19 protein-coding genes are annotated in these 20,714 nt (G+C 69.6%); 5 read left to right on the forward strand and 14 right to left on the reverse strand.

Annotated features, from left to right (window positions below; genetic code table 11):
• Window positions 1-23: 23 nt before the first annotated feature.
• The 5 genes from J2Y69_RS13800 to J2Y69_RS13820 are packed head-to-tail and all read right to left on the reverse strand — an operon-like array spanning window position 24 to window position 7,945.
• Window positions 24-2,408 carry a 3-keto-alpha-glucoside-1,2-lyase-like domain-containing protein gene (locus J2Y69_RS13800; protein ID WP_310021712.1) on the reverse strand — a complete coding sequence of 795 codons (2,385 nt, stop codon included), beginning with the start codon at window positions 2,406-2,408 and terminating at the stop codon, window positions 24-26.
• 47 nt (window positions 2,409-2,455) lie between these two features.
• On the reverse strand, window positions 2,456-4,792 hold the full coding sequence (locus J2Y69_RS13805) for a glycoside hydrolase family 43 protein (protein ID WP_310021713.1): 2,337 nt from the start codon (window positions 4,790-4,792) through the stop codon (window positions 2,456-2,458).
• A gap of 3 nt (window positions 4,793-4,795) precedes the next feature.
• Entirely contained in the window at window positions 4,796-5,644 is an 849-nt protein-coding gene (locus tag J2Y69_RS13810) for a carbohydrate ABC transporter permease (RefSeq protein ID WP_310021715.1), read from the reverse strand.
• Window positions 5,645-5,646: 2 nt separating this feature from the next.
• The gene (locus J2Y69_RS13815) at window positions 5,647-6,621 is read right to left on the reverse strand and encodes a carbohydrate ABC transporter permease (protein WP_310021718.1); all 975 of its coding nucleotides are present in this window, start codon (window positions 6,619-6,621) and stop codon (window positions 5,647-5,649) included.
• Between the two features lie 10 nt (window positions 6,622-6,631).
• Entirely contained in the window at window positions 6,632-7,945 is a 1,314-nt protein-coding gene (locus J2Y69_RS13820) for an ABC transporter substrate-binding protein (protein WP_310021720.1), read from the reverse strand.
• A 163-nt stretch (window positions 7,946-8,108) separates the two neighbouring features.
• On the opposite strand from J2Y69_RS13820, the gene J2Y69_RS13825 reads away from it, so the two are divergent.
• From J2Y69_RS13825 to J2Y69_RS13835, 3 genes are all read left to right on the forward strand, one after another.
• Window positions 8,109-9,131, forward strand: a complete 1,023-nt coding sequence (locus J2Y69_RS13825) for a LacI family DNA-binding transcriptional regulator (protein WP_310021723.1) — start codon at window positions 8,109-8,111, stop codon at window positions 9,129-9,131.
• Window positions 9,132-9,209: 78 nt separating this feature from the next.
• Entirely contained in the window at window positions 9,210-11,075 is a 1,866-nt protein-coding gene (locus tag J2Y69_RS13830) for a glycoside hydrolase family 2 protein (protein ID WP_310021725.1), read from the forward strand.
• Window positions 11,076-11,097: 22 nt separating this feature from the next.
• Entirely contained in the window at window positions 11,098-11,571 is a 474-nt protein-coding gene (locus tag J2Y69_RS13835; RefSeq protein WP_310021727.1) for a hypothetical protein, read from the forward strand.
• 223 nt (window positions 11,572-11,794) lie between these two features.
• Here J2Y69_RS13835 and J2Y69_RS13840 read toward each other — a convergent pair whose 3' ends face one another.
• The gene (locus J2Y69_RS13840) at window positions 11,795-12,133 is read right to left on the reverse strand and encodes a metalloregulator ArsR/SmtB family transcription factor (protein WP_310021729.1); all 339 of its coding nucleotides are present in this window, start codon (window positions 12,131-12,133) and stop codon (window positions 11,795-11,797) included.
• Window positions 12,134-12,200: 67 nt separating this feature from the next.
• Between J2Y69_RS13840 and J2Y69_RS13845 the strand changes: the two genes are divergently transcribed.
• Window positions 12,201-13,115 carry an NAD(P)H-binding protein gene (locus tag J2Y69_RS13845; protein WP_310021731.1) on the forward strand — a complete coding sequence of 305 codons (915 nt, stop codon included), beginning with the start codon at window positions 12,201-12,203 and terminating at the stop codon, window positions 13,113-13,115.
• Window positions 13,116-13,118: 3 nt separating this feature from the next.
• Here the strand turns inward: J2Y69_RS13845 and J2Y69_RS13850 are convergent, their stop codons facing one another.
• Window positions 13,119-13,832, reverse strand: a complete 714-nt coding sequence (locus J2Y69_RS13850; RefSeq protein ID WP_310021733.1) for a hypothetical protein — start codon at window positions 13,830-13,832, stop codon at window positions 13,119-13,121.
• Between the two features lie 153 nt (window positions 13,833-13,985).
• On the reverse strand, window positions 13,986-14,900 hold the full coding sequence (locus J2Y69_RS13855; protein ID WP_310021735.1) for an SDR family oxidoreductase: 915 nt from the start codon (window positions 14,898-14,900) through the stop codon (window positions 13,986-13,988).
• Between the two features lie 114 nt (window positions 14,901-15,014).
• Between J2Y69_RS13855 and J2Y69_RS13860 the strand changes: the two genes are divergently transcribed.
• Window positions 15,015-15,716 (forward strand): TetR/AcrR family transcriptional regulator, encoded by a 702-nt coding sequence (locus J2Y69_RS13860; RefSeq protein WP_310021738.1) that lies wholly within the window; start codon window positions 15,015-15,017, stop codon window positions 15,714-15,716.
• Window positions 15,717-15,762: 46 nt separating this feature from the next.
• Here J2Y69_RS13860 and J2Y69_RS13865 read toward each other — a convergent pair whose 3' ends face one another.
• The 6 genes from J2Y69_RS13865 to J2Y69_RS13890 all read right to left on the reverse strand — a co-directional run bounded on the left by J2Y69_RS13865 (window position 15,763) and on the right by J2Y69_RS13890 (window position 20,437).
• Window positions 15,763-17,295, reverse strand: coding sequence for a hypothetical protein (locus J2Y69_RS13865; RefSeq protein ID WP_310021739.1), 1,533 nt, complete (start codon window positions 17,293-17,295; stop codon window positions 15,763-15,765).
• Complete coding sequence (locus tag J2Y69_RS13870) at window positions 17,292-17,936, reverse strand: ABC transporter ATP-binding protein (RefSeq protein WP_310021741.1); 645 nt, start codon at window positions 17,934-17,936, stop codon at window positions 17,292-17,294. Before J2Y69_RS13870 ends, J2Y69_RS13865 begins: the two co-directional genes overlap by 4 nt.
• Before the next feature lie 161 nt (window positions 17,937-18,097).
• Window positions 18,098-18,484 carry a hypothetical protein gene (locus J2Y69_RS13875; RefSeq protein ID WP_310021743.1) on the reverse strand — a complete coding sequence of 129 codons (387 nt, stop codon included), beginning with the start codon at window positions 18,482-18,484 and terminating at the stop codon, window positions 18,098-18,100.
• A 54-nt stretch (window positions 18,485-18,538) separates the two neighbouring features.
• A complete protein-coding gene (locus tag J2Y69_RS13880) occupies window positions 18,539-18,898 on the reverse strand; it encodes a hypothetical protein (RefSeq protein ID WP_310021745.1) in 360 nt (119 codons plus the stop codon).
• A gap of 113 nt (window positions 18,899-19,011) precedes the next feature.
• The gene (locus tag J2Y69_RS13885) at window positions 19,012-19,365 is read right to left on the reverse strand and encodes a hypothetical protein (RefSeq protein ID WP_310021747.1); all 354 of its coding nucleotides are present in this window, start codon (window positions 19,363-19,365) and stop codon (window positions 19,012-19,014) included.
• Between the two features lie 181 nt (window positions 19,366-19,546).
• A complete protein-coding gene (locus J2Y69_RS13890; protein ID WP_310021749.1) occupies window positions 19,547-20,437 on the reverse strand; it encodes an AlbA family DNA-binding domain-containing protein in 891 nt (296 codons plus the stop codon).
• Window positions 20,438-20,714: the final 277 nt, after the last annotated feature.

The raw sequence follows: 20,714 nt of genomic DNA on the forward strand, positions 1-20,714 counted from the left end.
AGGCGGGTCCGCCGAGACGGGCCTCAGCCCTTGGCGACCAGGAACTCCCTGAAGTCCGCGGCCGCGAGCATCGCGCGGATCCCGGCCGCGCCGGTCGCCGAGCACCCGGAGTCGGTGACGGAGAGCCTCGCCTGATCCCAGGACGAGGTCCGCTGTCCCGTCGCCGAGATCGTGCATCCGGTGACGCGGAGCGTGACCCGGTACCAGGTGTTGAGCTGGACGCCGCCGGGAACGCCCGTGTCGGCGAGGGGCGTCCACGTGCCGTTGGACCTGCCGAGCGAGAGACGTCCCGTGCTGCCGTCGACTCCCGCGAAGTAGCCCGAGTAGGCGTCGGGCCCCACGCCGGGCGAGGTCATCCGCGCGACGACGCCAGCGTTCCCGCTCGGCGCGCTCAACGAGGTCAGCCGCACATCCGCCGCCGCCGTGTACGCATCTCCCGACGCGGGCGAGGACAGCTTCGGACCGTCAGCACCCGCGGCGGACTGGCGCTCGGTGGCACCGGCCGCGATCGTCGACCACGAGCCGCCGTACCCCGTCCAGCCGGTCGCCGCGCCGGACGCCCACGAGTCCGCGTAGGCGGGGGCCGTGGAGGCGCCGGCCTCGCTGACCTGGAAGTTCCGGAACGATGCCGAGGTCAGGTGGGTCCGCACTCCTGGCTGACCGGAGGCGAAGCAGCCGGGATCGGTGGCGGTCGCCGTCGTCGTGGTCGTGGCGTTCTCCGGCTTGATCGTCGCGGTGATCGTGCAGCCGACGATGCTCGCGGAGACGTGGTACCAGGTGCCGACGCCGACACCGCCGCTCACGTTCTGCAGCGCGAGCGATGTCCAGTTGTTGTCCTGCCTGCCGATGAACATCGTCCCGTTCGTCTCCACGCCCACGTAGTAGCCGGAGTGGGCGTCCGCGCCGACGCCCGGGGCGCGGGTGCGCAGGAGCACACCTGCCTGCCCGGTGCCATCGAGGCGGATGTCCGTGTCGACGGTCACGTCCGTCCACCCGGTCGAGCCGACGAGGGACTTGGGTCCGCTCGCCGTCCCGTTCTGCGAGTACACCCCGGCGCTGACCGACCAGTTGCCGCCGTAGGCCGCCCACCCCATGTCGTTGCCCGAGTCGAACGGCGCATACAGCGGCAGGGTGCCGATCGGGCCTGTGCCGAAGCGGACGTCGCACCGCGTGGTCGACCCGGAGACGAACTTCGGCGAGACCATCATGAGCGCGGATCCCGAGGCCGTGGGGACCATGCTCGGGCTGTAGTTGGCGCAGTGCTTGCCCGGGCCGTTGTTGTAGTCGCCCGTCGGATCGATCGTCATGGGCGCGGAGACGGCCTGCCAGGCCCCGGTCCCCAGCGCGGTGTTCGTGAAGACCACCCGGCCCGACTCCGGCCGGACCACGGTGCTGGAGCCGTCGGAGCCGGTGACCACCCGCTGACCGGACATCACGAGCGTGCCGTTCGGCCCGCCGGCGGGGCTCCACGCGAGCGCGGGCGTATGGAGCAGCTGCCGTCCGTCCGCGGTCTGGACGAGGGTGCCGACGTCGGTCGCGGATCCCCAGGACGCCCCGTCGGAGGACGTCTTCAGATAGACCCGGCAGGTCTGGTCGGCGTTGCCGACGGAGTCCCGGCACAGCTCGAACGCGAGCGCGTAGCTGCCGTTGGGGAGTCTCCGCACGACCGGCATGCCGGGGCGCGAGCTACTGTCGCCGATCGCGACCACGTCGACCTGCCCGCCCCACGTCGCACCGCCGTCGGAGGAGGTGACCATGACGAGCTTCTGGCTGAACCCGGACGAGCGCAGCCGCTCGTCCGAGAAGTGGCAGGCGAGCTTGCCGTCGGCGTTCAGCACGATCTCCGGCTCCCACAGCCCGGTCGAGACCTGGTTCGGCGCGCCGGCCTTCGTGGCGCAGTTCCCCCGGGGCGTCCACGTCGCGCCGTAGTCGGTGCTGACGAAGGTCTGCACCTCCTGGTTGGACCAGCTGACGTTGTCCCAGGCGTTGCCCGCGGCGATGAGGGTCCCTGCGGGCAGCCCCCCGCTCGCCTGCGGCAGCTCGTACATCGATCCGAAGTAGATGCCCCATCCCGGCGTCGGGGAGTACAGCGTGCTCGCGGTCGTCCAGGTCTGTCCGTCGTCGGTGCTGCGCTTGACGACCGAGTGCGTGCGCACGCCGGTGTCGTTGACGCTGTACATGACGAGCAGCTCGCCCCGGCGGGCGGGGTCGGCGCTCGCGGAGAGCCGGATGATCCGGGGGTAGTCGTTGTTCTCGGCGCCGCTCGGCGATGAGGGGGCAGCGACCACCGATCCCGGGGACGCGGTGGCCGCCGACGGGACGGCGACGAGGCCGATCAGCCCCAGCACCACCCCCAGGACGACCCCGATCCGAAGCGGCGTATGCCGCTCCGCAGACGATCTCTTCATGACGTTGGCTCCTTCTCTTCGTTGAGACGGACGGTTGCCGCCTCCGGTCACGGACGCACGGCGTCCGTGATCCTGATCTCGAGACGTTCGACCCGGAGCGACCCGCCGGCGGCCCGGATCCCGGTCGCCCCGGTCGCATGCGGCAGGAGGTCTCGGACCTCCAAGAGGACGACGCCGTCCAGCTCGACCGAGAGGCGTTCGCCGCGAAGGCGGATCAGCACCGCATAGCTGCGCGCCGGGTCGATCGTGACCGGGCAGGTCGCCAGCACGCGCTCGTCGTAGTCGTGCCGGGCGAGCGTCAGCCGATCGGCGTGGAACTGCACCGAGTAGCCGAGCAGGAAGTCGATCCCGAGCCGGGTGTCGTCGCCCTCCCCGCCCTCCGCCGGCTCCCGCACTCGCAGGAGCAGGTCGCCATGACCGCCCTCCGCGTCGGAGACAGCGTTCGAGGCCACGTCCGGGGTGAATGAGACGATCGCGGAGACGTCCACGTCCGCGCGGTCCGCGGTGTCCAGGATCTCCTTCCCGAACCCGACGATCCCCGCCTCGGAGATGGCGACGACTCCGGCCGCGGGCATCGCGACGACGGTGAGGAGGGTGAGGATCGGCCCGCCCGCGCGCGCCTCGATGCGCAGCACGTTCCCGCCCTCGGCGAGCGCGACCGGGATCGTCACGACGTGACAGTCCTCGGCGACGTGAGCCGGCTCGGTGTTGTAGACCGGCTCAGCGATATCGAACGGCTCGGTGTTGTGGGCCGGCTCCGCTGCGGCGGCATCGACCGTGACGGCGAGCGCGTCCCCGGCGGCGAAGCGGCCCGCGATGTGCAGGAGGTACTCCCCCGCGGTCGCCGCATGGAGGCGATAGGCGAGCTCCTCGCCCGCCTCGACCGGCACCGATGCGTAGGGAAGGCCTTCCGCGGCCTGCGTCACCGGTCGCGCCGACGGCGACAGCGTCGCCCACAGCCGGCCCGGGACGGGGGCGACCGCGTGGGCGTCGGCGGATTCGGGCGTCGCCGCGGTCGCGGCGCACCGGCCGATCCGCACGGCGCCGCCCTCTGTCACCGCCCCGAGCGCGGTCACGATTCCAAGGTTCGGGAGGATCAGCTGACGTCGTCCGTCGAGAGACAGCTCCGCACCCTCGCTGCCCGCCACGAGGCGCCAGGCGTGCAGGGCATCGTGGGCGAAGGCGGGTGGGAGCGGCGCGGCGGCGATGAGCTCCCGTCCTCGCGACGCCGTCACACGATGCGCCGACCGATCGACGAGGACGAGCAGCCGACCGCCGCCCTCCTCGGCTCCGGATCCATCTCTGGCTCCGTCTCCAGCGCCATCCCCTTCGCAGATGATCCCGTATCGCTCCGCGTCCACGGCGGTCAGCGAGAGCTCGGCGGTGAGGAGCTCCGACGTCGGCACGACGGACCACAGCGCGATGCCATCACCGGCACCGGCATCACCACCGGCACCGGCACCGCCACCACTGCCGGCACCGAGCAGTCCGTGCCCGTCCCGTCCGTCGAGCGTTCCCGCGAGGACCGTCCAGTCCGCGTCCGCACCGTGCTCCCAGACGCAGCGCGCGTCGGGGGCGGCAGGGGCGGGGGCCGCCCGGGACGGGCCGAGCACCTGCAGCGCGGCGTCGTTCCACACCTGGCGGTCGATGTCGAGATGCCGCGTGAGGTCCGGATTCATGTTGTGGTAGACCAGGTACGTCGAGACGAGGTCTGGGCCGGTGACGCTGCTGCTGTGCCCGAGTCCGCGGAACCCCTCGGCCGTGCTCACGACGAGGGGGTTGGTCGGGCCCGCCGTCCACCCCGTGAGCGGATGATCGCTGAAGGCCGCGTCGATCCGGTACCCGCGGCTGAGGTAGTGGTTGCCGGTGAGCGTCATGTGATACCGGCCGCTCCGCCTGCTGACGAAGGGCCCCTCGGTCCAGCCGTTCATGTGGATCCCGGTGAGCACGGGCTCGCCGAACTCCGTCGGCGAGGGCATCTCGCACCCCCAGATGCCCTCGTCCCCCGCCCAGTAGAAGTACCAGCGGCCGTCGTCGTCGATGAGCACGTTTCCATCGATCGCGTGCCCGACGTTGCCGGAGACGTCGCGGAACGGCCCGGTGGGGCTCTCGCTGCGGAGCACGTGGTGCCCGTGCCCCGACGGCGAGGTGTACATGAAGAACGCCCCGTCGGCGTAGACCACCTCCGGCGCGAAGGGGACGAGCCCCGGGAACGTGTCCGGCGCGATCGTCGGCCCTTCCGACCGCCAGTGCAGGAGGTCGTCCGAGCTCCAGCACCGGATGTCCGGATTCGTCGCGTAGAGGTAGTAGCGGCCGTCGTGACGGAGCACGAACGGGTCGGCGAAGTCGTCGTCGCGCTGGATCGGGTTCCGGTAGACGCTCATCCCTCAGCCCTTGATCCCGCTGATGGCGAAGGAGTCGACGAAGTACTTCTGCGCGCCGATGAAGAGGAGGACGACCGGCAGGACCGCGATGATGGACGCCGCCATGACGATCGGGAAGTCGGTCTGCTCCGCGTAGTAGGAGGTGAGCGAGGCGATGACGAGCTGCACGGTGGAGTTCTCCGGGGAGTTCGTGAAGATGAGCGGTCCCAGGTAGTCGTTCCAGGTCGCCATGAAGACGATGATCACGTTCGCCGCGATCGCCGGCTTGCACAGGGGCAGGAAGATGCTCCAGTAGATGCGGAAGTACCCGGCGCCGTCGAGCTTGGCGGCGTCCATGAGCTCGTTCGAGAGCCCAAACATGTACTGCCGCAGGAAGAAGATCATCGTGATGTTGCCGAGCATCGCCGGCACGATGAGCGGGAGCAGGGTGTCGATCCAGCCGATCTCGGCGTAGACCAGGAACTGCGGGATGAGGAGGACCACGACCGGGATCATCATGGTCGCGAGGAGGGCGACGAAGAGCGCCCGCTTGTAGGGGAACTCGAGCTTGGCGAACGCGAAGGCCGCCATGGTCGAGGAGAAGGTGCCGACGACCACGACCGTGACGGTCACGACGGCGCTGTTCAGCAGGCCGGTCGCGAGCGGGGCGACCTGCCAGACCTCCAGGTAGTTCGCGAAGTCCAGAGGATCGGGGATCCACGTCGGCGGGAACTCGAAGACGAGCTTCGACTCCTTCAGCGACGTGGACAGCATCCAGAGGAACGGGAGCACCATCGTCAGCGCCCCGAGGAGCATCAGCAGGAAGGAGACGAAGGTCCCCGTACGACGCTGCGTCGCCTGTGTGCGTGTCATGGTCATTCCCCCTCGAACACCCAGCGGCGGGACAGTCGGAACTGCAGCATGGTCACGGCGAGGATCACGAGGCCGAAGAAGAAGGCGACCGAGGAGGCGAGACCGATCTCGTTGGACACGAACGCCTTCTCCCAGACGTAGTAGGTGATGGTGGCGGCGCTGTATCCGCGGCCGCCGTCGCTGGTGAACAGCTGGACCTCGACGAAGGTCTGAAGCGACCCGATGACCCCGATCACGACCAGGAAGAACAGCACGGGCGACAGGAGCGGGAGGGTGACGCTGAAGAACGAGCGGATGGGACCGGCCCCGTCCAGCCGCGCAGCCTCGTAGTAGGACTGCGGGATGTTCTTCAGCGCGGCGAGGATGTAGATCGACGAGATGCCGACCATCTTCCAGACGATCATGAGCACGATCGTGAACTTGACCCACGCGGGGTCGCCCAGCCAGTTGGGCCCCTGGACGCCGAACCACGCCATGAGGGTCTGGTTGACGAGGCCGTACTCGTAGTTGAACAGCCATTTCCACATCACGACGAGCGCGACGATCGAGGAGATGTAGGGAAGGAAGAACAGCACCCGGAACAGCTTGTTCCCCGGGGTGTTCCGATGGCAGCCGATGGCGAACAGGACGGCGAAGACCAGGTAGAAGGGGATCGGCAACAGCATGTAGAGCGTGTTCCCGGTCGCGATCCAGAACTTCCGGTCGGTGAGGAACTCGACGAAGTTCGACACCCCCACGAAGTCGTAGGTCCCCTTGATGACGTTCCAGTTCGTGAAGGCGGCGACGATCGCGATGACCACGGGGACGGCGCAGAACAGCACCACCTGGACCGTGATCGGAGCGGCGAACGCCCACCCCCAGAGCCGCTCCCGCCGCCGCATGTCGGACGCGCGCTGCCCTGACGCCATCTTCTTCTCCTCGCCCGTCTTCCTCCCGCCCGCGCGCTCCGGCCGTTGGGTCCTGATCCCGATGCTCACCGTCCCGCGCCTACTTGCCCTGCGCGCTGATGCCCTCGTCGAGGAGCGCCTGCATCTCCGGCGCGATCGCCGTCGTGAACTCCTGCGCCGTCTTCTCCCCGAGCATCACGCTCGGGACGTCGGAGTTGAAGAGGGTGAACCACTCGCTGTTGTACGTGTAGGTCTGCGTCGCACGGCGGCCGTAGTCCTTGATGATCCGGAGGAACTCCTCCTTGTTCGCGGGAGCCGCGTCCATCGCGAGGTACTCCTTCTCGGCCATGTCGATCAGGTTCGGCACCGCCTGCCCCTTCTCCATGTTCGTGCGCTGGGCGTCCTGGTTGACGGCGAGGAAGGCGGCGAGCTTCGAGGCGTCGTCCTGGTGCTTGCTGGCACCGGCGACCGCGAAGCCGATCCCGCCGTACCAGGTGGCGCGCTCCTTGGTCTTGGGGCTCACCGGCCAGGGCATGATGTCCCAGTCGAAGCCGGCCTCGTCCCACAGCTGCCCCTGGCTCCACGGGCCGATCCCCATCATCCCGATCTTCCCGTCGATGAACCGCTGGAAGCTTCCCAGCGAGCTCTCCTCCTCGCTGGAGGGCACGACGCCCTCCTTGAGGCCGAGGTCCGCGACCCACTGCAGCGCCTCGACGAAGGCCGGATCGGTCACGGTCACGGTGGTGTGATCGGCGTCGAGCCAGTCGGCGCCGTTGGACCAGACGGCGGACTCGAGCGAGTAGGGCGCCGATCCGTAGACCTTGTCCGCGCCCTCGCCCGTGGTGAGCTTCTTGGCGGCGGCGACGAACTCGTCCCACGTCCACGGGGTGTCCGGGGCCGGCGGGGTGATGCCCGCCGCGGCGAAGAGGTCCTTGTTGTAGGCCAGCGCGAACGGTCCGATGTCCTTCGGAAGGCCGTAGATCGCGCCCTTCCCCGGGGTCTTGCCGTCGTAGCGGTACATGTCGATCGCATTCGGCCAGACGTTCTTCTCGTCGAAGATCTCGTTGTCGGCGACGAAGCCGCTGAGATCGGCGATGATCCCGCTGTCCGCGTAGGGCATCACGTTCTCCGGGGCCAGGTAGAAGACGTCCGGCACCTTCTTGCTGGCGATCATGGTCTGCAGCTTGGTGGCGAAGTCCGTCGCGGGCACGCTGATGTAGTCGACCTTCACGCCGGGGTTCTCGTCCTCGAACTGCCCGATCATGTCCTTGAAGACGTCCACCTCCTGCGGCGATCCCCACCCCATGAAGGTGATGGTCCGGTCGCCTCCGGCATCGGAGGATCCGCCGGCGCAACCGCTCAGGACGAGCGCGGTCGCCGCGACGAGAGCAACAGCTGCAGTTCGGGTTCTCATCTGCTTCTCCTCTACGAGATGGGAGCGTCCAGCCCTCCTGAGGCCGCGTCACTGCGGCACCGGTCGGGGCGAGCGGCTGGGGATGCTCGATGAAGGGGACGCTAATGTATAGCGCTGTAAATGTCAACGGATCCGCTCCCACGGGCCACCTATGATGGGGACCATGGCGACAGGCAGGCCCGGCGGACGGGTCCGATTGCAGGACGTGGCGGATCTCGCCGGCGTCTCGATGAAGACGGTCTCCAACGTCGTCCACGACTACGAGCACGTCTCCGATCAGATGCGCCGGCGCGTGCAGACGGCGATCGACGAGCTCGGATACCGGCCGAACCTCACCGCACGCCGCCTCGCGACCGGCAGGACCGGGATGCTCGCGCTCGCCATTCCCGAGCTCGATCAGCCCTACTTCGCCGAGATCGCGCGGCACATCGGCGAGGAGGCGGGGCGTCGCGGCTATCGCATCATCGTCGAGCAGACCCTCAGCGACGTGGAGGCCGAGCGCGCCGTCATCCGCGACCGCGAGGAGGGGCTCGTCGACGGCGTGATCTTCCACCCCGCCCGCATCGACACGCTGGAGATCGCGCGGCTCCGTCCCGACACGCCCCTCGTGCTCCTCGGCGAGGCCGCCCGCCCGCTGACAACCGATCACGTGATGATCGACAACGTCCGCGCAGCGCGGGAGGGGACCGAGCGGCTGCTGCAGGCGGGCCGCCGCCGCATCGCCTTCCTCGCCACCGTCCGCACCGACATCACGGAGTCCACGCGCCTTCGCCTCATCGGACACCAGGAGGCCCTCGTCGCCGCGGGCATCCCCCTGGACCCCGCGTTCGTGATCGAGAGCGACGGATTCGACATGGCCGACGGCGTCCGCGCCCTCGAGGAGGCGCTCGCACGGGGGATCGAGCCGCAGGCCGTGCTCTGCCGCGACGACCTCTTCGCCCTCGCCGCCATGCGCGCGCTCTCGAACGCCGGCCTCCGCGTCCCCGACGACGTGTCGGTCCTCGGCTGGGACGACACAGCCCTGGCGCGGTTCGGCACCCCGCCGCTCTCCTCGATCTCCCCCGACAAGCGCGCGATCGCGGCGACCGCCCTCGATCTGCTCGAAGACCGGATGAAGGGGTACGACGGCATCGGTCGCCACCGTATCGCCCCGCACACGATCGAGGACCGCGGCACGATCGCGTAGTCCGGCCCGCCCGCCGCACGACGCCTTTCTTCGTTCCCACTCTTTCTAGCGCTGCAAATCTTGGATAGGCTTCCAGCCATGCTCCACGACCTCCGCACCCCGGCCAGCCGTCAGGACGGCAGCTACCCCCGCCCGCAGCTCGTGCGCGCCCACTGGGCCGACCTCACCGGTACCTGGGGTTTCGCGTTCGATCCGGAGGACGTCGGCGTCCGGGACGGCTGGGCACACGACCCCGCACCCTTCACGCGCGAGATCGTCGTCCCCTACCCGCCGGAGTCGCCCGCCTCGGGCATCGGGGACACCGGCTATCACCGGGTCCTCTGGTACCGCCGGGCCGTGCCGGCCGAGGAGGTCGCGGCGTCGGGGCACGGGACGGGCCGCACGCTCCTCCTGCACTTCGGGGCGGTCGATCACCGCGCGGACGTCTGGATCGACGGAGAGCACGTCGGCCATCACGAGGGCGGGCACACGCCGTTCACGGTCGACGTCCCTGAGGGCGCGTCCGGGGGCTTCGAGATCGTCGTCCGCGCCGAGGACGATCCGCAGGACCTCGCCCAGCCCCGCGGTAAGCAGGACTGGGCGCTGCGCCGTCACGTCGTCTGGTACGACCGGACGAGCGGGATCTGGCAGCCGGTGTGGCTCGAGTCGGTCCCTCACCTCCACGTCCGATCCCTCACCTGGCGCACCGACGTCGCGGACGCCGTCGTGAGCCTGGACGTCGAGCTCTCCTCTCGCCCCGCCCCCGGCACGCGACTCGAGGTCGTCCTGCACCGCGACGGCGAGCGGATCGCCGCGCAGACGACGGAGATCGGCGAGACGCGCACGACGGTCGTCCTCCCCCTCGCCGTGCTCCGCAACGGGCAGGCACTGGACGAATGGCTGTGGACGCCGGAGCGGCCGACCCTCCTGGACGCCACGATCGAGCTCGCCGCGCCGGACGAGGACCCGGATCACATCGACTCCTACCTCGGCATCCGCTCGGTCGGCACGGAGGGAGGACGCATCCTCCTCAACGACCGCCCCACGACCGTGCGCGCCGTCCTCTCCCAGGGCTACTGGCCGCAGACGCACCTCGCCGCGCCGTCGGCCGACGCGCTGCGCGCGGAGGCGCAGCTCATCAAGGACCTCGGATTCACCTCCGTCCGCGTGCACCAGAAGATCGAGGACCCGAGGTTCCTCTACTGGGCCGACCGCATCGGCCTGCTCGTCTGGGCCGAGATGCCCAGCGTCTACGAGTTCTCCGACGTCGCCGTCTCCCGCCTGGTGCAGGAGTGGACCGAGGCGGTGCGCCGCGACGCGTCGCACCCCAGCATCGTCGTCTGGGTGCCCCTCAACGAGAGCTGGGGGGCCGACCGGATCGCCCAGGATCCCCGGCAGCGCGAGCTCGCCCGCACGCTCTACCACCTGACCCGGACGCTCGACGACTCCCGCCTCGTCGTCTCCAACGACGGCTGGGAGCACACCCGATCCGACCTGTTCACCGTGCACGACTACGAGAACGACGCCGCCGTCCTCCGCGCCCGGTACGGCGCGGAGGTATCCGTGCGCGCCGCGCTCGACGGGATCGCGCCGAACGGTCGCCGCATGCTCGTCGGCACGGACGAGGAGTCGCGCGACACCGCGTCAAAGCCCGTCCTGCTCAGCGAGTTCGGCGGCGTGAGCATCGACCCCGCCGACGACGACGCCTGGGGCTACCGGCTCGTCGACTCCCGTGAGGCGCTGGAGGAGCACCTCACGGGGATCTTCGCCGCCGTGCATGCGAGCGAGGCGCTCGCCGGCTGGTGCTACACCCAGCTCACCGACACCGCGCAGGAGACCAACGGCCTCGTCGACGAGAACCGCGAGCCGAAGATCCCGCTCCCGCGGCTCCGCGGCCTCGTCTCGGGCACACCGCAGCCTCGCCCGGCCGAGCCCGCGCGCCGTATCGAGGCCGCGGAGAGCTGATCAGGGTCAGTACACTCCTCGGGTGGATGACTTCAGTCTGTGGTGCGCCGCCATCGGCGCGTGGTTGCTGGTGGCAGGCCCCCTGTATCAGGGGGCGATGGAGCTCAGGGAGGTCGCGGACGACTCCATTGACCAGCTCTCGGGGATCTCCCGCCCCGAGCAGAAGCCCAGCGGCGTCTCCCCGTGGTGGTGGCTCCTGCCGCCGGTGGCGGTCGCGCTGATCTGGCGGAGCGGGCAGCGACAACGGCGGGAGTTCGTCTCCTCGCTCCCCGCCGGCACGCGCAAGGTGATGTTCACCTTCCAATCCAAGGCGCAGGCCTGGCTCCTCGTCGCGGCCGGTGCGTTCCTCATCGCGCTGAAGGAGACCTGGCACCTCGTCCATGCCATGCACTGGGGCCTCCCCGTCTACATCGCGATCGTCGTCGTCGCCTCGATCCTCTCCTTCGGTCACACGGCGCTGCGGATGAAGGACAACGAACCGCTCATCGCCTCCTAGCGTCGCCCCGACCGTCCTCAGCGGCCCCTTCCGGCATCTGCCCTCGGCGACCCTTCCGGCGCTCCGCCCCTCAGCGACCCCTTACGGCCCCGGCCCCTCATCCGGCGCCCTGCTCTCCGCTCCCGTCGCGAAATCGGCCGGTTCTCGGCGACTCGGACGGCACTTTTCGAGACGGGAAGGCCCGAAGAAGAGGGCCGAGCGGGAGCGTGCGGCGGAAGGCCGCTCAGGCCTCGGCGACGCGACCCTTCGCCTGGCCGGTGCCGCGTTTGCGGATCTCCCGGAGCACGATCTGCTCGGGGCACACGGTCGAGAGGAAGTCCCCGACGGAGAGCGCCAGTCGCTCGCCGACGAGGGAGTAGAGGATGCGGTTGGCGTCCCGACGCTCAGTGATCAGTCCCGCCTGCCGCAGGATGCTCAGGTGCCGGGAGATCGTGGGCCCGCTGACGGAGAAGCGCGCGGCGATCTCTCCGGCGGCCAGCTCCCCGTCCTTGAGGTCCTGGAGGATCTGCCGTCGCGTCGGGTGCGCGAGCGCCGCGAAGATGTCGGTCGCTGCATCGGTCATGTTTGCAATATAGCACTATTGCGATATAGAGTTTCGCTAAATTGCTAATGAGCGAAGGAGATCGATCATGCGGGTAGCCATCACCGGCGGGACAGGGTTCGTCGGACGACACCTCGCCGAGCGGCTGGGAACGGCGGACACGGTGATGATCTCCCGGCGGACCGGGGTCCCGATCGACGACGTCGAGGCGCTGACCGCAGCCTTCGAGGGATGCGACGCCGTCGCGCACTGCGCGGGGATCAATCGTGAGATCGGCGACCAGACCTTCGCCCGCGTCCACGTCGAAGGCACCCGCGCCGTCGTGGAGGCCGCCCGCCGCGCCGGCGTGCGGCGGATCGTGATGGTCAGCTTCCTCCGCGCGAGGCCGGACTGCGGATCCGGCTACCACGAGTCGAAGTGGGCGGCGGAGGAGATCGTCCGGCACTCCGGGATCGATCACACGATCCTCAAGTCCGGCATGATCTACGGATCCGGCGACCACATGATCGACCACGTCACCCGCGCCGTGCGGACCCTGCCCATCTTCGCGACGGTCGGCTTCCGCGAGCGGAACGTGCGACCGGTTCCCGTCGACGATGCGATCGACGTCCTGGTCGCCGCCCTCGAAGGACGCATCCCCGACGAGACGGTGGCCGTCATGGGCGCGGAGGAGCTCTCCCTCGGCGAGGCGGTGCGACGCATCGCCCGGGTCGCCGGAGCGCGCCCCGTCTTCACCCCCGCGCCGATCTGGAGCATCCGCGCGCTCGCGCAGCTGACCGAGTGGGCGATGGTCGTCCCCCTCGTCGCCAAGGCGCAGGCACGGATGCTCGCCGAGGGCGCCAGCGAGCCGCTTCCTTACGCCCCCGAGCCCCCCGTCGGCATCCGGCCGTCGCACCCGTTCGATGACGCACGGATCCGCGCGGCCCTCCCCGACGGCCGATTCAGCGCCGACGACCTGCGGATCAGCCGATGGTGGTCGGCGCGCCGGAGCGCCAGGGCGTAGCCGTCACCCCGGGATGACGAGCACCGCGGCCTTGCTCATCACGTCCGCCCAGACCGCGTCGTGGTCGCCGCCCTGGCACTCGACGAGCACCAGGAGCCCGGCGCGGGGCGTGGCGAAGCCGCGAGCGGCGACGCGCACCCATCCGTCGGCGTTCTGGTTCGAGGCCTCCCGGCTTTCGAGGAGCATCTCCCCGCCGAGCTGATAGCCGAGCAGGCCGTCTCGGCCGTACTCGGTGAGCGCCTCGGGAGAGAGCCCCCCGACCTTCTGCAGGACCTGATCGCTGACCGCTCGGTCATCCCCGCTGGAGACATCGATGTCCGTCCCCAGACTGCCCTGCCAGAAGGACGCCGTACAGGTTCCGTCGACCGTCTTGTAGGACCAGTACCCGTTGCCGTCGTCGGCGGCGTCGACGGTCCAGTTCGCATCGGCGATGAACCCGTCGCTCCACTGCGGCCGTATGGAGGACGGCAGCTGCGCGCCCTCCGCGAAGCCGAGCTTGTCCGGAACGGCGGAACCCGCGGCGGGGCCGCTCGACGGCTCCGGCGAGGCGGAAGCGGAGGGGGAGGCCTCCTCGGTCGGCGCTCCAGCCGTCGGCACCTCACCTGCTCCCGTCACCGCGCACCCGGTCAACAGCAGCGTTCCGGCGAGGACGATCCCCACCGACGCCCCGATCCATCGTCCGGTCGCCGATCGGCGCCCCTCCGCTGACTGAACCATCAGTTTTCTCCCCCCGGTTCGATGCACCGCGCGTCCCCCGACCACAGTCTGAGCGGGCACCGATTTTCACGCCCGCTGACAGCGAGCCTAGCCAGGATCGCCGTCATTTCTCAGCATTTCCGCCTCTTCGCACGGAAACCGACGCCGCCTGAGTCAGGCCTCCGCGGGGAGGCTGGTCCCGGTGAGCTCCTCGGCCACCGCCCACAGACGTTCAGCGACCTGGGCACTGCGCGCGCGACGCGGATAGTCCGCCCTCTTCGTCGGCCCGACCATGCCGAGCAGACCATTCGGCCCGTAGTAGGCCCCCTGCGCCGCCGTGGGGTCGGAGGCAGCGAACAGCAGCGGCTCGGCCCCCTGCTCCACCTCCTGGGAGAGGAACAGCGTGCTCTCGATGGGCGTCCGCTGCCTCGCACGACCGAGGTTGGCCCCCGCGGTCTGCAGATTGGTCCGCGTGTAGCCGGGATGCGCGACCGTGCTGAGCAGCCCCCAGCGCCGTTCCGAAGAGACCTTCGCGAGCTGGCGTCCCATGAGCATGTCGGCGAGCTTGGACTGCGCGTAGCTCCGGAAGGGGCCGTAGCGATGGGACGACTGCAGGTCGTCGAAGCGGATGCGTCCGATGTTCGCCGCGCCGCTCGACATCGTCGTGACCCTGGGCGCATCCGCCGCGAGGAGCGTCGGCAGGAGGAGATTGGTGAGCGCGAAGGGGCCGAGGAAGTTGCTGCCGAACTGCAGCTCGAAGCCGTCCACGGTCTCGAAACGGGTTCGCGGCGCCATGACCCCGGCGTTGTTGACGAGGACGTGGACCGGGCGCGAGTCCTCCAGGATGCCCGCGGCGAAGTCGCGCACGCTGGCGAGGTCGGCGAGGTCGAGGCGTCGCACCTCGAGCTGGGCATCGGGGCTCTCGCGCAGGATCGCGGCGCGCGTCTCCTCGCCCTTGGCAGGGGTTCGGACCGCGAGGACGACATCCGCTCCCGCCGCGGCGAGCCGGCGTGCGGCCTCGCGACCTGTCCCGCTGTTAGAGCCGGTGATGATGAAGCGACGACCGCGCTGATCGGTGACGGTGTACATGAGATTTCCCCCACGGGAGTCGAAGAGTGGATAATAGAACCGGTGGTCTCTTGACCATAACGGACCACTGGTCTGTTATGCAAGCACTTCTCGATCAGGACGAACGGAGACGGCATGTCCGCACCCCCCTTCGAGCGCGCCCGCTCCGAGGAGCAGCGCGCCGAGCGGCGCGCTGCGATCCTCAGCGCCGCCGCGACCATGCTCTCCGGCAGCAGGGTCGCGGAGCTCAGCCTCAACGGCCTCTCCCGCGAGGTGGGCCTGGCGAAGTCGAACGTGCTCCGCTACTTCGAGTCGCGAGAGGCCGTTCTGCTCGACCTCTACGACCGCGAGTACCGGGAATGGCTCGATGTGCTCGACCGGGAGCTCGACCCCGAGGCAGTGACCGGCGTCGTGACCGACGGAGCGGCTGTGGAGCACGTCGCCGCGGTCATCGCCCGCACCGCCTCGGACCGACCGCTCCTCACGGAGCTCGCCGCGAGCTCGGCGACCGTGCTCGAGCACAACGTCTCCGGAAAGGTCGCCGCCGACTACAAGCACGCCGCTCTCGGCCACGCCGCCCGGCTCGTCGGGCTCGTGGAGAGGATCGTCGGCCCGCTCGGCCCGACCGGCGGCATCGCCTTCGCGGGCGCCATGAACCTCGCGCTCGGCGGCGCCTGGGCGATGTGCCGCCCCTCCCCCGGCATGGCGGCCGCCTATCGCGAGCACCCCGAGCTGCAGCGCCTCCAGCTCGACTTCGCCGTCGTGCTCCGCGAGCTCGTCGCGACCGTCCTCACGGGCCTCCTGCACCGCCCGACCCGGAGCGACCCCCTCGACTGACGCCGAGACTCGGCAGCACGCCCCTCACTCTCGCCTCGCCCTCGCCTCACCCCCGCCGGCGCCTGGCCCAGCGACGCCAGAGCAGGGCGGCCACCGCGAGCGCTCCCGCGACGATCATCGGGACGTTCGCCGTGACGACGAGCGCGCCGGACAGCGCGGCGAGCAGCGGAGCGTCGAGGGACCATGCCGCACGGACGACCGCTCCGAGATCCCCCATCGGAGTCGGCACGGGGACGAGCAGGGACGGCGGCATCGGTCCCTTGAGCGCGGCGAACGCACGGATCATCACCAGCAGCACCGCCAGCACCACTCCCGTCAGCATCCCGGACAGGACGGCGACCGGTCGATGGAACCCGAACGCCGTCGCTCCCACCGCCCCGCCCACGCCCAGCAGGACCACCGCAAGGAGGAGGGGAAGGATCGAGTGGTACGCGAGGAGGCGCCGATCGCTCAGCCCGTAGAGCGGAAGATCCGCGGAGACCGCCGCCGCGTGGCGGATGCCGTCCGTGAGCGGCCCGAGGCCCAGATAGGCGACGAGCGCGACGCCCAGGGCCCACCCCGCCTCCGACGAGGGCACCGCGGCGAGGCCCGCGCCGGCCAGGAGCACGGCCGCACCGCCTGCTGCCGTGCGCCACGGGGTGCGCAGCGCGCCGAGGGCGTCGCGGACGAGGAAGCGCACGGCCTTGGAGCGGATCGGGCGGACGACGCGAAGGCGGCGGAGCAGGTGCGGGCGCGTCCGGTAGACATCGGAGGCGGATCCGAGGTCCAGCGTCGATGCGAACACCCGGGCGGTGTCCCATCGCGCAGCCTGAGCGTCCAGAACCGGGCCTTCCAGACGGTCCATCAGGAAGGGGACCAGGAGGAGGCCGACGATGCCGAGGACGACGGCGCCCGCCGCGGCGATCGGGGATCCGCCGGGGGCGTAGGACAGGCCCACCCATGCCCAGGGGAAGATCGGCGCGACGGTCGGGAAGAGGACCGACAACGCGCCGAGGAGCAGGATCCCGCCGCTGACGATGGGGGCCAGACGCCCGTAGGCCTGCCCGAAGAGCCACATCACGCCGGTGACGAGGCCAGCGCCGAGCCCGCCCACCCCGAAGACGACAGCCTCGGCGCCCGTCGCCCGTCCGGAGCTCCACAAGGCGGTCGCGATGAGCGCCACCAAGGCCAGGGGCGCCAGTGCCGACATCAGGATCGCGCGAGACACCGGCCCTGCGAACGCGACTCGTCGCGGGAGGGCGCTCGCCCACAGCGCGTGGGTCAGGACGGGTGGAAGCACCGCGGGTCCGCGCACCCGTCCGAGCAGCGCCGCCCCCGCCCACACCAGGGCCGTGACGAGCATGGCCACCGCATCCGCTCCGTCCCTCATGAGGACATCGAGCCCCGGGGCGTCCGTGAGGAGGATCCATCCCAGGCGCACGACGGGAATGATGGCGACGACCGCGAAGACCACCGACGCGTAGAGGAGGAAGACCAGCCCTTCTCCGCCCTTCCCGTCACGATGACGCCAGAGCCGCATCGCCGCACGGGCACGGGCACGGGCGCGGGCGACGGCAAGAGCACCGGCGAGGGGCGTCACGGCACCTCGTCGAGGCGGAGCAGGCTCCCGGACAACGCCCCCGCAAGGACCTCACTGTGGGTGGCGACGACGAGCGCCACCCCGCGAGACCGGCGGGCCTGTAGCGCGACGATCATGCGTTCGAGGTGCCCCTGATCCAGGCGCTGCTCCGGCTCGTCCAGCAGGAGCAGCTCGAACGGACGGACCAGGACGAGGGCCAGCCCGAAGAGCTGGGTCTGCCCCGAGGACAGCTCGTGCGGGAAGCGGGATCCGAGCCTGTCCAGCCCCAGCTCCGACAGGACGCGCCCGGCCGACTCCGCGGCCTCCGCGACGTCGTCGGACCAGGTCGTCGCGACGAGCGTCACATGGTCGCGGATCGTGAGATCCGGCGCCGTCGGAGGCAGCCCGATCATCGCGGCGACGGCCCGCCGGAACTCGGGACGACGCTCGTCGACCTCCCTGCCACGGAAGCGGACCGTGCCCGACGTTGGCCGGAGGACGCCGGCGAGCAACCGCAGGAGCGTCGACTTCCCGGCTCCGTTCCATCCGCGCACGACCACCGTGCCGCCGTCCGGGATGCGGACGGTCGTCGGCGGCAACAGATCCACGTCGCCGCTGCGCACGGAGGCGGCATCGACCTCGATCAGCATCGGCGTGGGCATGCCGCCACGGTATTCGCTGGCGACCGGCCCGCGCAAAAGATCACCTGCCCCGCGCGCCATCGCCGCGATGTCTCCGTTCCGACCGTTCCCGTCGCGAAATCTGCCGCTCCTGAGCGCACCGGACGGCACTTTTCGCGACGGGAGCAGAAGACCGATGGAACCTAGGAGCCGGAGAGGCCGTTGGTGAGGAGAATCGAGACGGCGAGGGCGAGGAGCGGCGTCGCACCCAGGACGACGGCAACGATTCCCCACCAGCGCGGTCGAGCCTTGACGATCGCCATGACGCCGAGGACAAGAGTGATCACCATCGGGAGCACCGAGAGCGCGAAGTAGATCAGGATGCCCACCGCGTTCATCCTCTCGATCGAATCCTGCGGGGTCAGGAAGACATTGATACCGATCGCGAGCATCAGAACGGCAAGGAGCAGCGGCACGATCGAGAAGGCGGCGGCGACCACACCCAGCGCCCGCGACGGGGCCCCGGACCGCAGCGACGGAGCTCCGGGGTTCGGCAGTGGCGCGATCGGCGCAGGCTCAGCATCTGTCATGGCCCCACACTAGGCAATGGCGTGCCGGAACCGCGCAGAGCACAGGGAGAACTCTTAGGCGCCGGCACCATAGATGAGGGTCATGACGACCATGTACACGGCCACGACGACCAGGTAGATCATCGGCGTCACGCTCAGCACCAACGCGACGACCCCCCACCACCGCGGACGAGACCGGGCGATCGCCCAAATGCTCACGCCGAGAGCGATCAGCCCGGGGAGGAGGGCCATCAGCGCGTAGAACAAGGCGTTCACGCCGGCCCAGCCGCTCCCCTCACTCGGGGCTACCAGAGCGGACACAACCACGACAACGGTGACAATCGTGATCCCGAAAGGAATGAGCGAGAGCACGAGGGCGAGGATGCCCAGCCAACGCCGCGACGGAGCGACCTGTGCCGAACCGGAGTCTGTCATGCCTGTGATCCTATGAAGTGCACCCACCAGGGCAGGCCGAGGTCAGGGAAAACCCTTAGCGACGAGGTCTTACGTGATCACCGTCGGCCGCCCGACGCGGCGGGAAGGAGTCTCTACATGCCCGCCGACATCACCACGCCCGCGATGAGGCCGACAAGGAGGATGACCGCGAAGAGGATCACCGGCGACCCTCCCAGCAGCATCGCGACGGTGCCCATCCATCGCGGCCTCGCCCGGAAGAACGCCCAGAGCCCCAGCCCGACGGCGATCAGAACAGGAAGAAGGAGCACCAGAAGCGCGTAGACGGCCGCCAACACCACGGTGGACCCAGCACCGTTGATGGCGTAGACGATGGCTGTCACCGTCAGAACTACGGTGAGGACGGCGAGGAGCCCGGAGACCACCAGAGCGAGAATGCCCAGCCAACGTCGCGACGGGGCGACCTGTGCCGAGGGGGAGTCTGTCATGACCGCGATCCTATGATGACGGCGTCCTGGCCCATCATCGATGTGATGGTATCGCGCGTGATGCGGCGGTCTGCCGGGGACCAGTCCCTTGAGGCAAGCTCTGCCGCGGCTCCCTTCCCCGCCGCTGGAGGCACGTTCTCGCCGCGCCCGGAAAGCGCCCCGCGCGTCAAGAAATGGACAGCTAGCGTGCAGCCCCGACGCTCTTGCCCGCGCCGGTGCCTCGTACAGCGGCGCGGAGCTGCGCGGCCATCGTCCTGCCGATTCCCAGGGGCCAGCGGAGCATCACGTATTCGGCGGTCTCTTCAAGGCCGAGCTGACGAGTCGAGTTGCCCGTTCGAACCCAGAACTCCGCACGCTCGTTGCGGCTCGCGTTGAAGTAGACAGGGACCGGAGAGCTCGGGCACGACACGCGGCACACGAAGGTGGGCGCGCCGTCGACCACGGTCGGCGTGAAATCGACGACAGGCAGCGTGGCCGCATTCTGTCCCAGACGCGTCGAGAGCAAGTCGCGTAGCCACAGCTCATAGCGGTCTGCGTCCGGCCGCTGCATCAACGAGAAATCTCGTTCGAGCCCGAGGATCCGTCCGTCGTCCGAGACGCCGATCAGCAGTGTCCCGCCATCGGCGTTCAGGAAGCCGGTGACCGTCTTCGCGATGACGAGCTCGAGCCGCTCATCGCGTTGTTCCGTGTGCAGGTTCCAGCGCGCCGAGGACTTGAACTCGACGAGGTGAGACTCACCCAGACGGGCGAGCTCGAAGATCCCGTGCTCGGGGAGAGGCGGCTGAAAGCGACGTGCCACGAGGGTGAACAACGTCAGCAACAGCACAGTGCAGGCGATCGAGAGCAGGAGCACTTCGATGCTCCACGGCCGTGAGTCCCGAAAGACGAGCCCGCTCAGCAGCAGTCCGAGCGAGAGCCCGAGGACCGAGAGCACGACGGTGGTCGATGTGCTCAGCGTCACCCGTCGCCGTACGATCCAGCGTGCGATCTGCCCGATGAGGAACGCGATGAACAGCGTGACCGGAAGCCCGATTCCGAGGACGACGAGAGACTCCGGACCGGGTAGGCGCATGACTTTCACGATACTGCAGGAGCCGGTTCTCCCCCTGAGCAGGTGTGCTCTCGCTCACGCTCGCTGAACTGGCTCTTTCGCACCTGCACGTGCGCAGAGATACGGTGCAGACGCCGGAGGGGCCGGCACCTTCTCAGGCACCGGCCCCTCCGAAATCCGTGGAATCCCACAGTGGCAAGTGAGGTGTCTGGGTTCGGGACATAGGCGACAGGTGATCGGCGACACGTGAGTCGGGTCATAGGCGACAGACTCGGGCATGTCGAAGCATCGGGTCGTC

The organism is Microbacterium resistens, assembly GCF_031456305.1.
In the GTDB taxonomy this organism is placed as follows: Bacteria; Actinomycetota; Actinomycetes; order Actinomycetales; family Microbacteriaceae; genus Microbacterium; species Microbacterium resistens_A.

Excerpts from the sequence above, each read along its gene's own strand:
- J2Y69_RS13800 (WP_310021712.1), bottom strand. The coding sequence starts at position 2,408 with ATGAAGAGATCGTCTGCGGAGCGGCATACGCCGCTTCGGATCGGGGTC.
- J2Y69_RS13805 (WP_310021713.1), bottom strand. The coding sequence starts at position 4,792 with ATGAGCGTCTACCGGAACCCGATCCAGCGCGACGACGACTTCGCCGAC.
- J2Y69_RS13810 (WP_310021715.1), bottom strand. The coding sequence starts at position 5,644 with ATGACACGCACACAGGCGACGCAGCGTCGTACGGGGACCTTCGTCTCC.
- J2Y69_RS13820 (WP_310021720.1), bottom strand. The coding sequence starts at position 7,945 with ATGAGAACCCGAACTGCAGCTGTTGCTCTCGTCGCGGCGACCGCGCTC.
- J2Y69_RS13825 (WP_310021723.1), top strand. The coding sequence starts at position 8,109 with ATGGCGACAGGCAGGCCCGGCGGACGGGTCCGATTGCAGGACGTGGCG.
- J2Y69_RS13830 (WP_310021725.1), top strand. The coding sequence starts at position 9,210 with ATGCTCCACGACCTCCGCACCCCGGCCAGCCGTCAGGACGGCAGCTAC.
- J2Y69_RS13840 (WP_310021729.1), bottom strand. The coding sequence starts at position 12,133 with ATGACCGATGCAGCGACCGACATCTTCGCGGCGCTCGCGCACCCGACG.
- J2Y69_RS13845 (WP_310021731.1), top strand. The coding sequence starts at position 12,201 with ATGCGGGTAGCCATCACCGGCGGGACAGGGTTCGTCGGACGACACCTC.
- J2Y69_RS13850 (WP_310021733.1), bottom strand. The coding sequence starts at position 13,832 with ATGGTTCAGTCAGCGGAGGGGCGCCGATCGGCGACCGGACGATGGATC.
- J2Y69_RS13855 (WP_310021735.1), bottom strand. The coding sequence starts at position 14,900 with ATGTACACCGTCACCGATCAGCGCGGTCGTCGCTTCATCATCACCGGC.
- J2Y69_RS13860 (WP_310021738.1), top strand. The coding sequence starts at position 15,015 with ATGTCCGCACCCCCCTTCGAGCGCGCCCGCTCCGAGGAGCAGCGCGCC.
- J2Y69_RS13870 (WP_310021741.1), bottom strand. The coding sequence starts at position 17,936 with ATGCCCACGCCGATGCTGATCGAGGTCGATGCCGCCTCCGTGCGCAGC.
- J2Y69_RS13875 (WP_310021743.1), bottom strand. The coding sequence starts at position 18,484 with ATGACAGATGCTGAGCCTGCGCCGATCGCGCCACTGCCGAACCCCGGA.
- J2Y69_RS13880 (WP_310021745.1), bottom strand. The coding sequence starts at position 18,898 with ATGACAGACTCCGGTTCGGCACAGGTCGCTCCGTCGCGGCGTTGGCTG.
- J2Y69_RS13885 (WP_310021747.1), bottom strand. The coding sequence starts at position 19,365 with ATGACAGACTCCCCCTCGGCACAGGTCGCCCCGTCGCGACGTTGGCTG.
- J2Y69_RS13890 (WP_310021749.1), bottom strand. The coding sequence starts at position 20,437 with ATGCGCCTACCCGGTCCGGAGTCTCTCGTCGTCCTCGGAATCGGGCTT.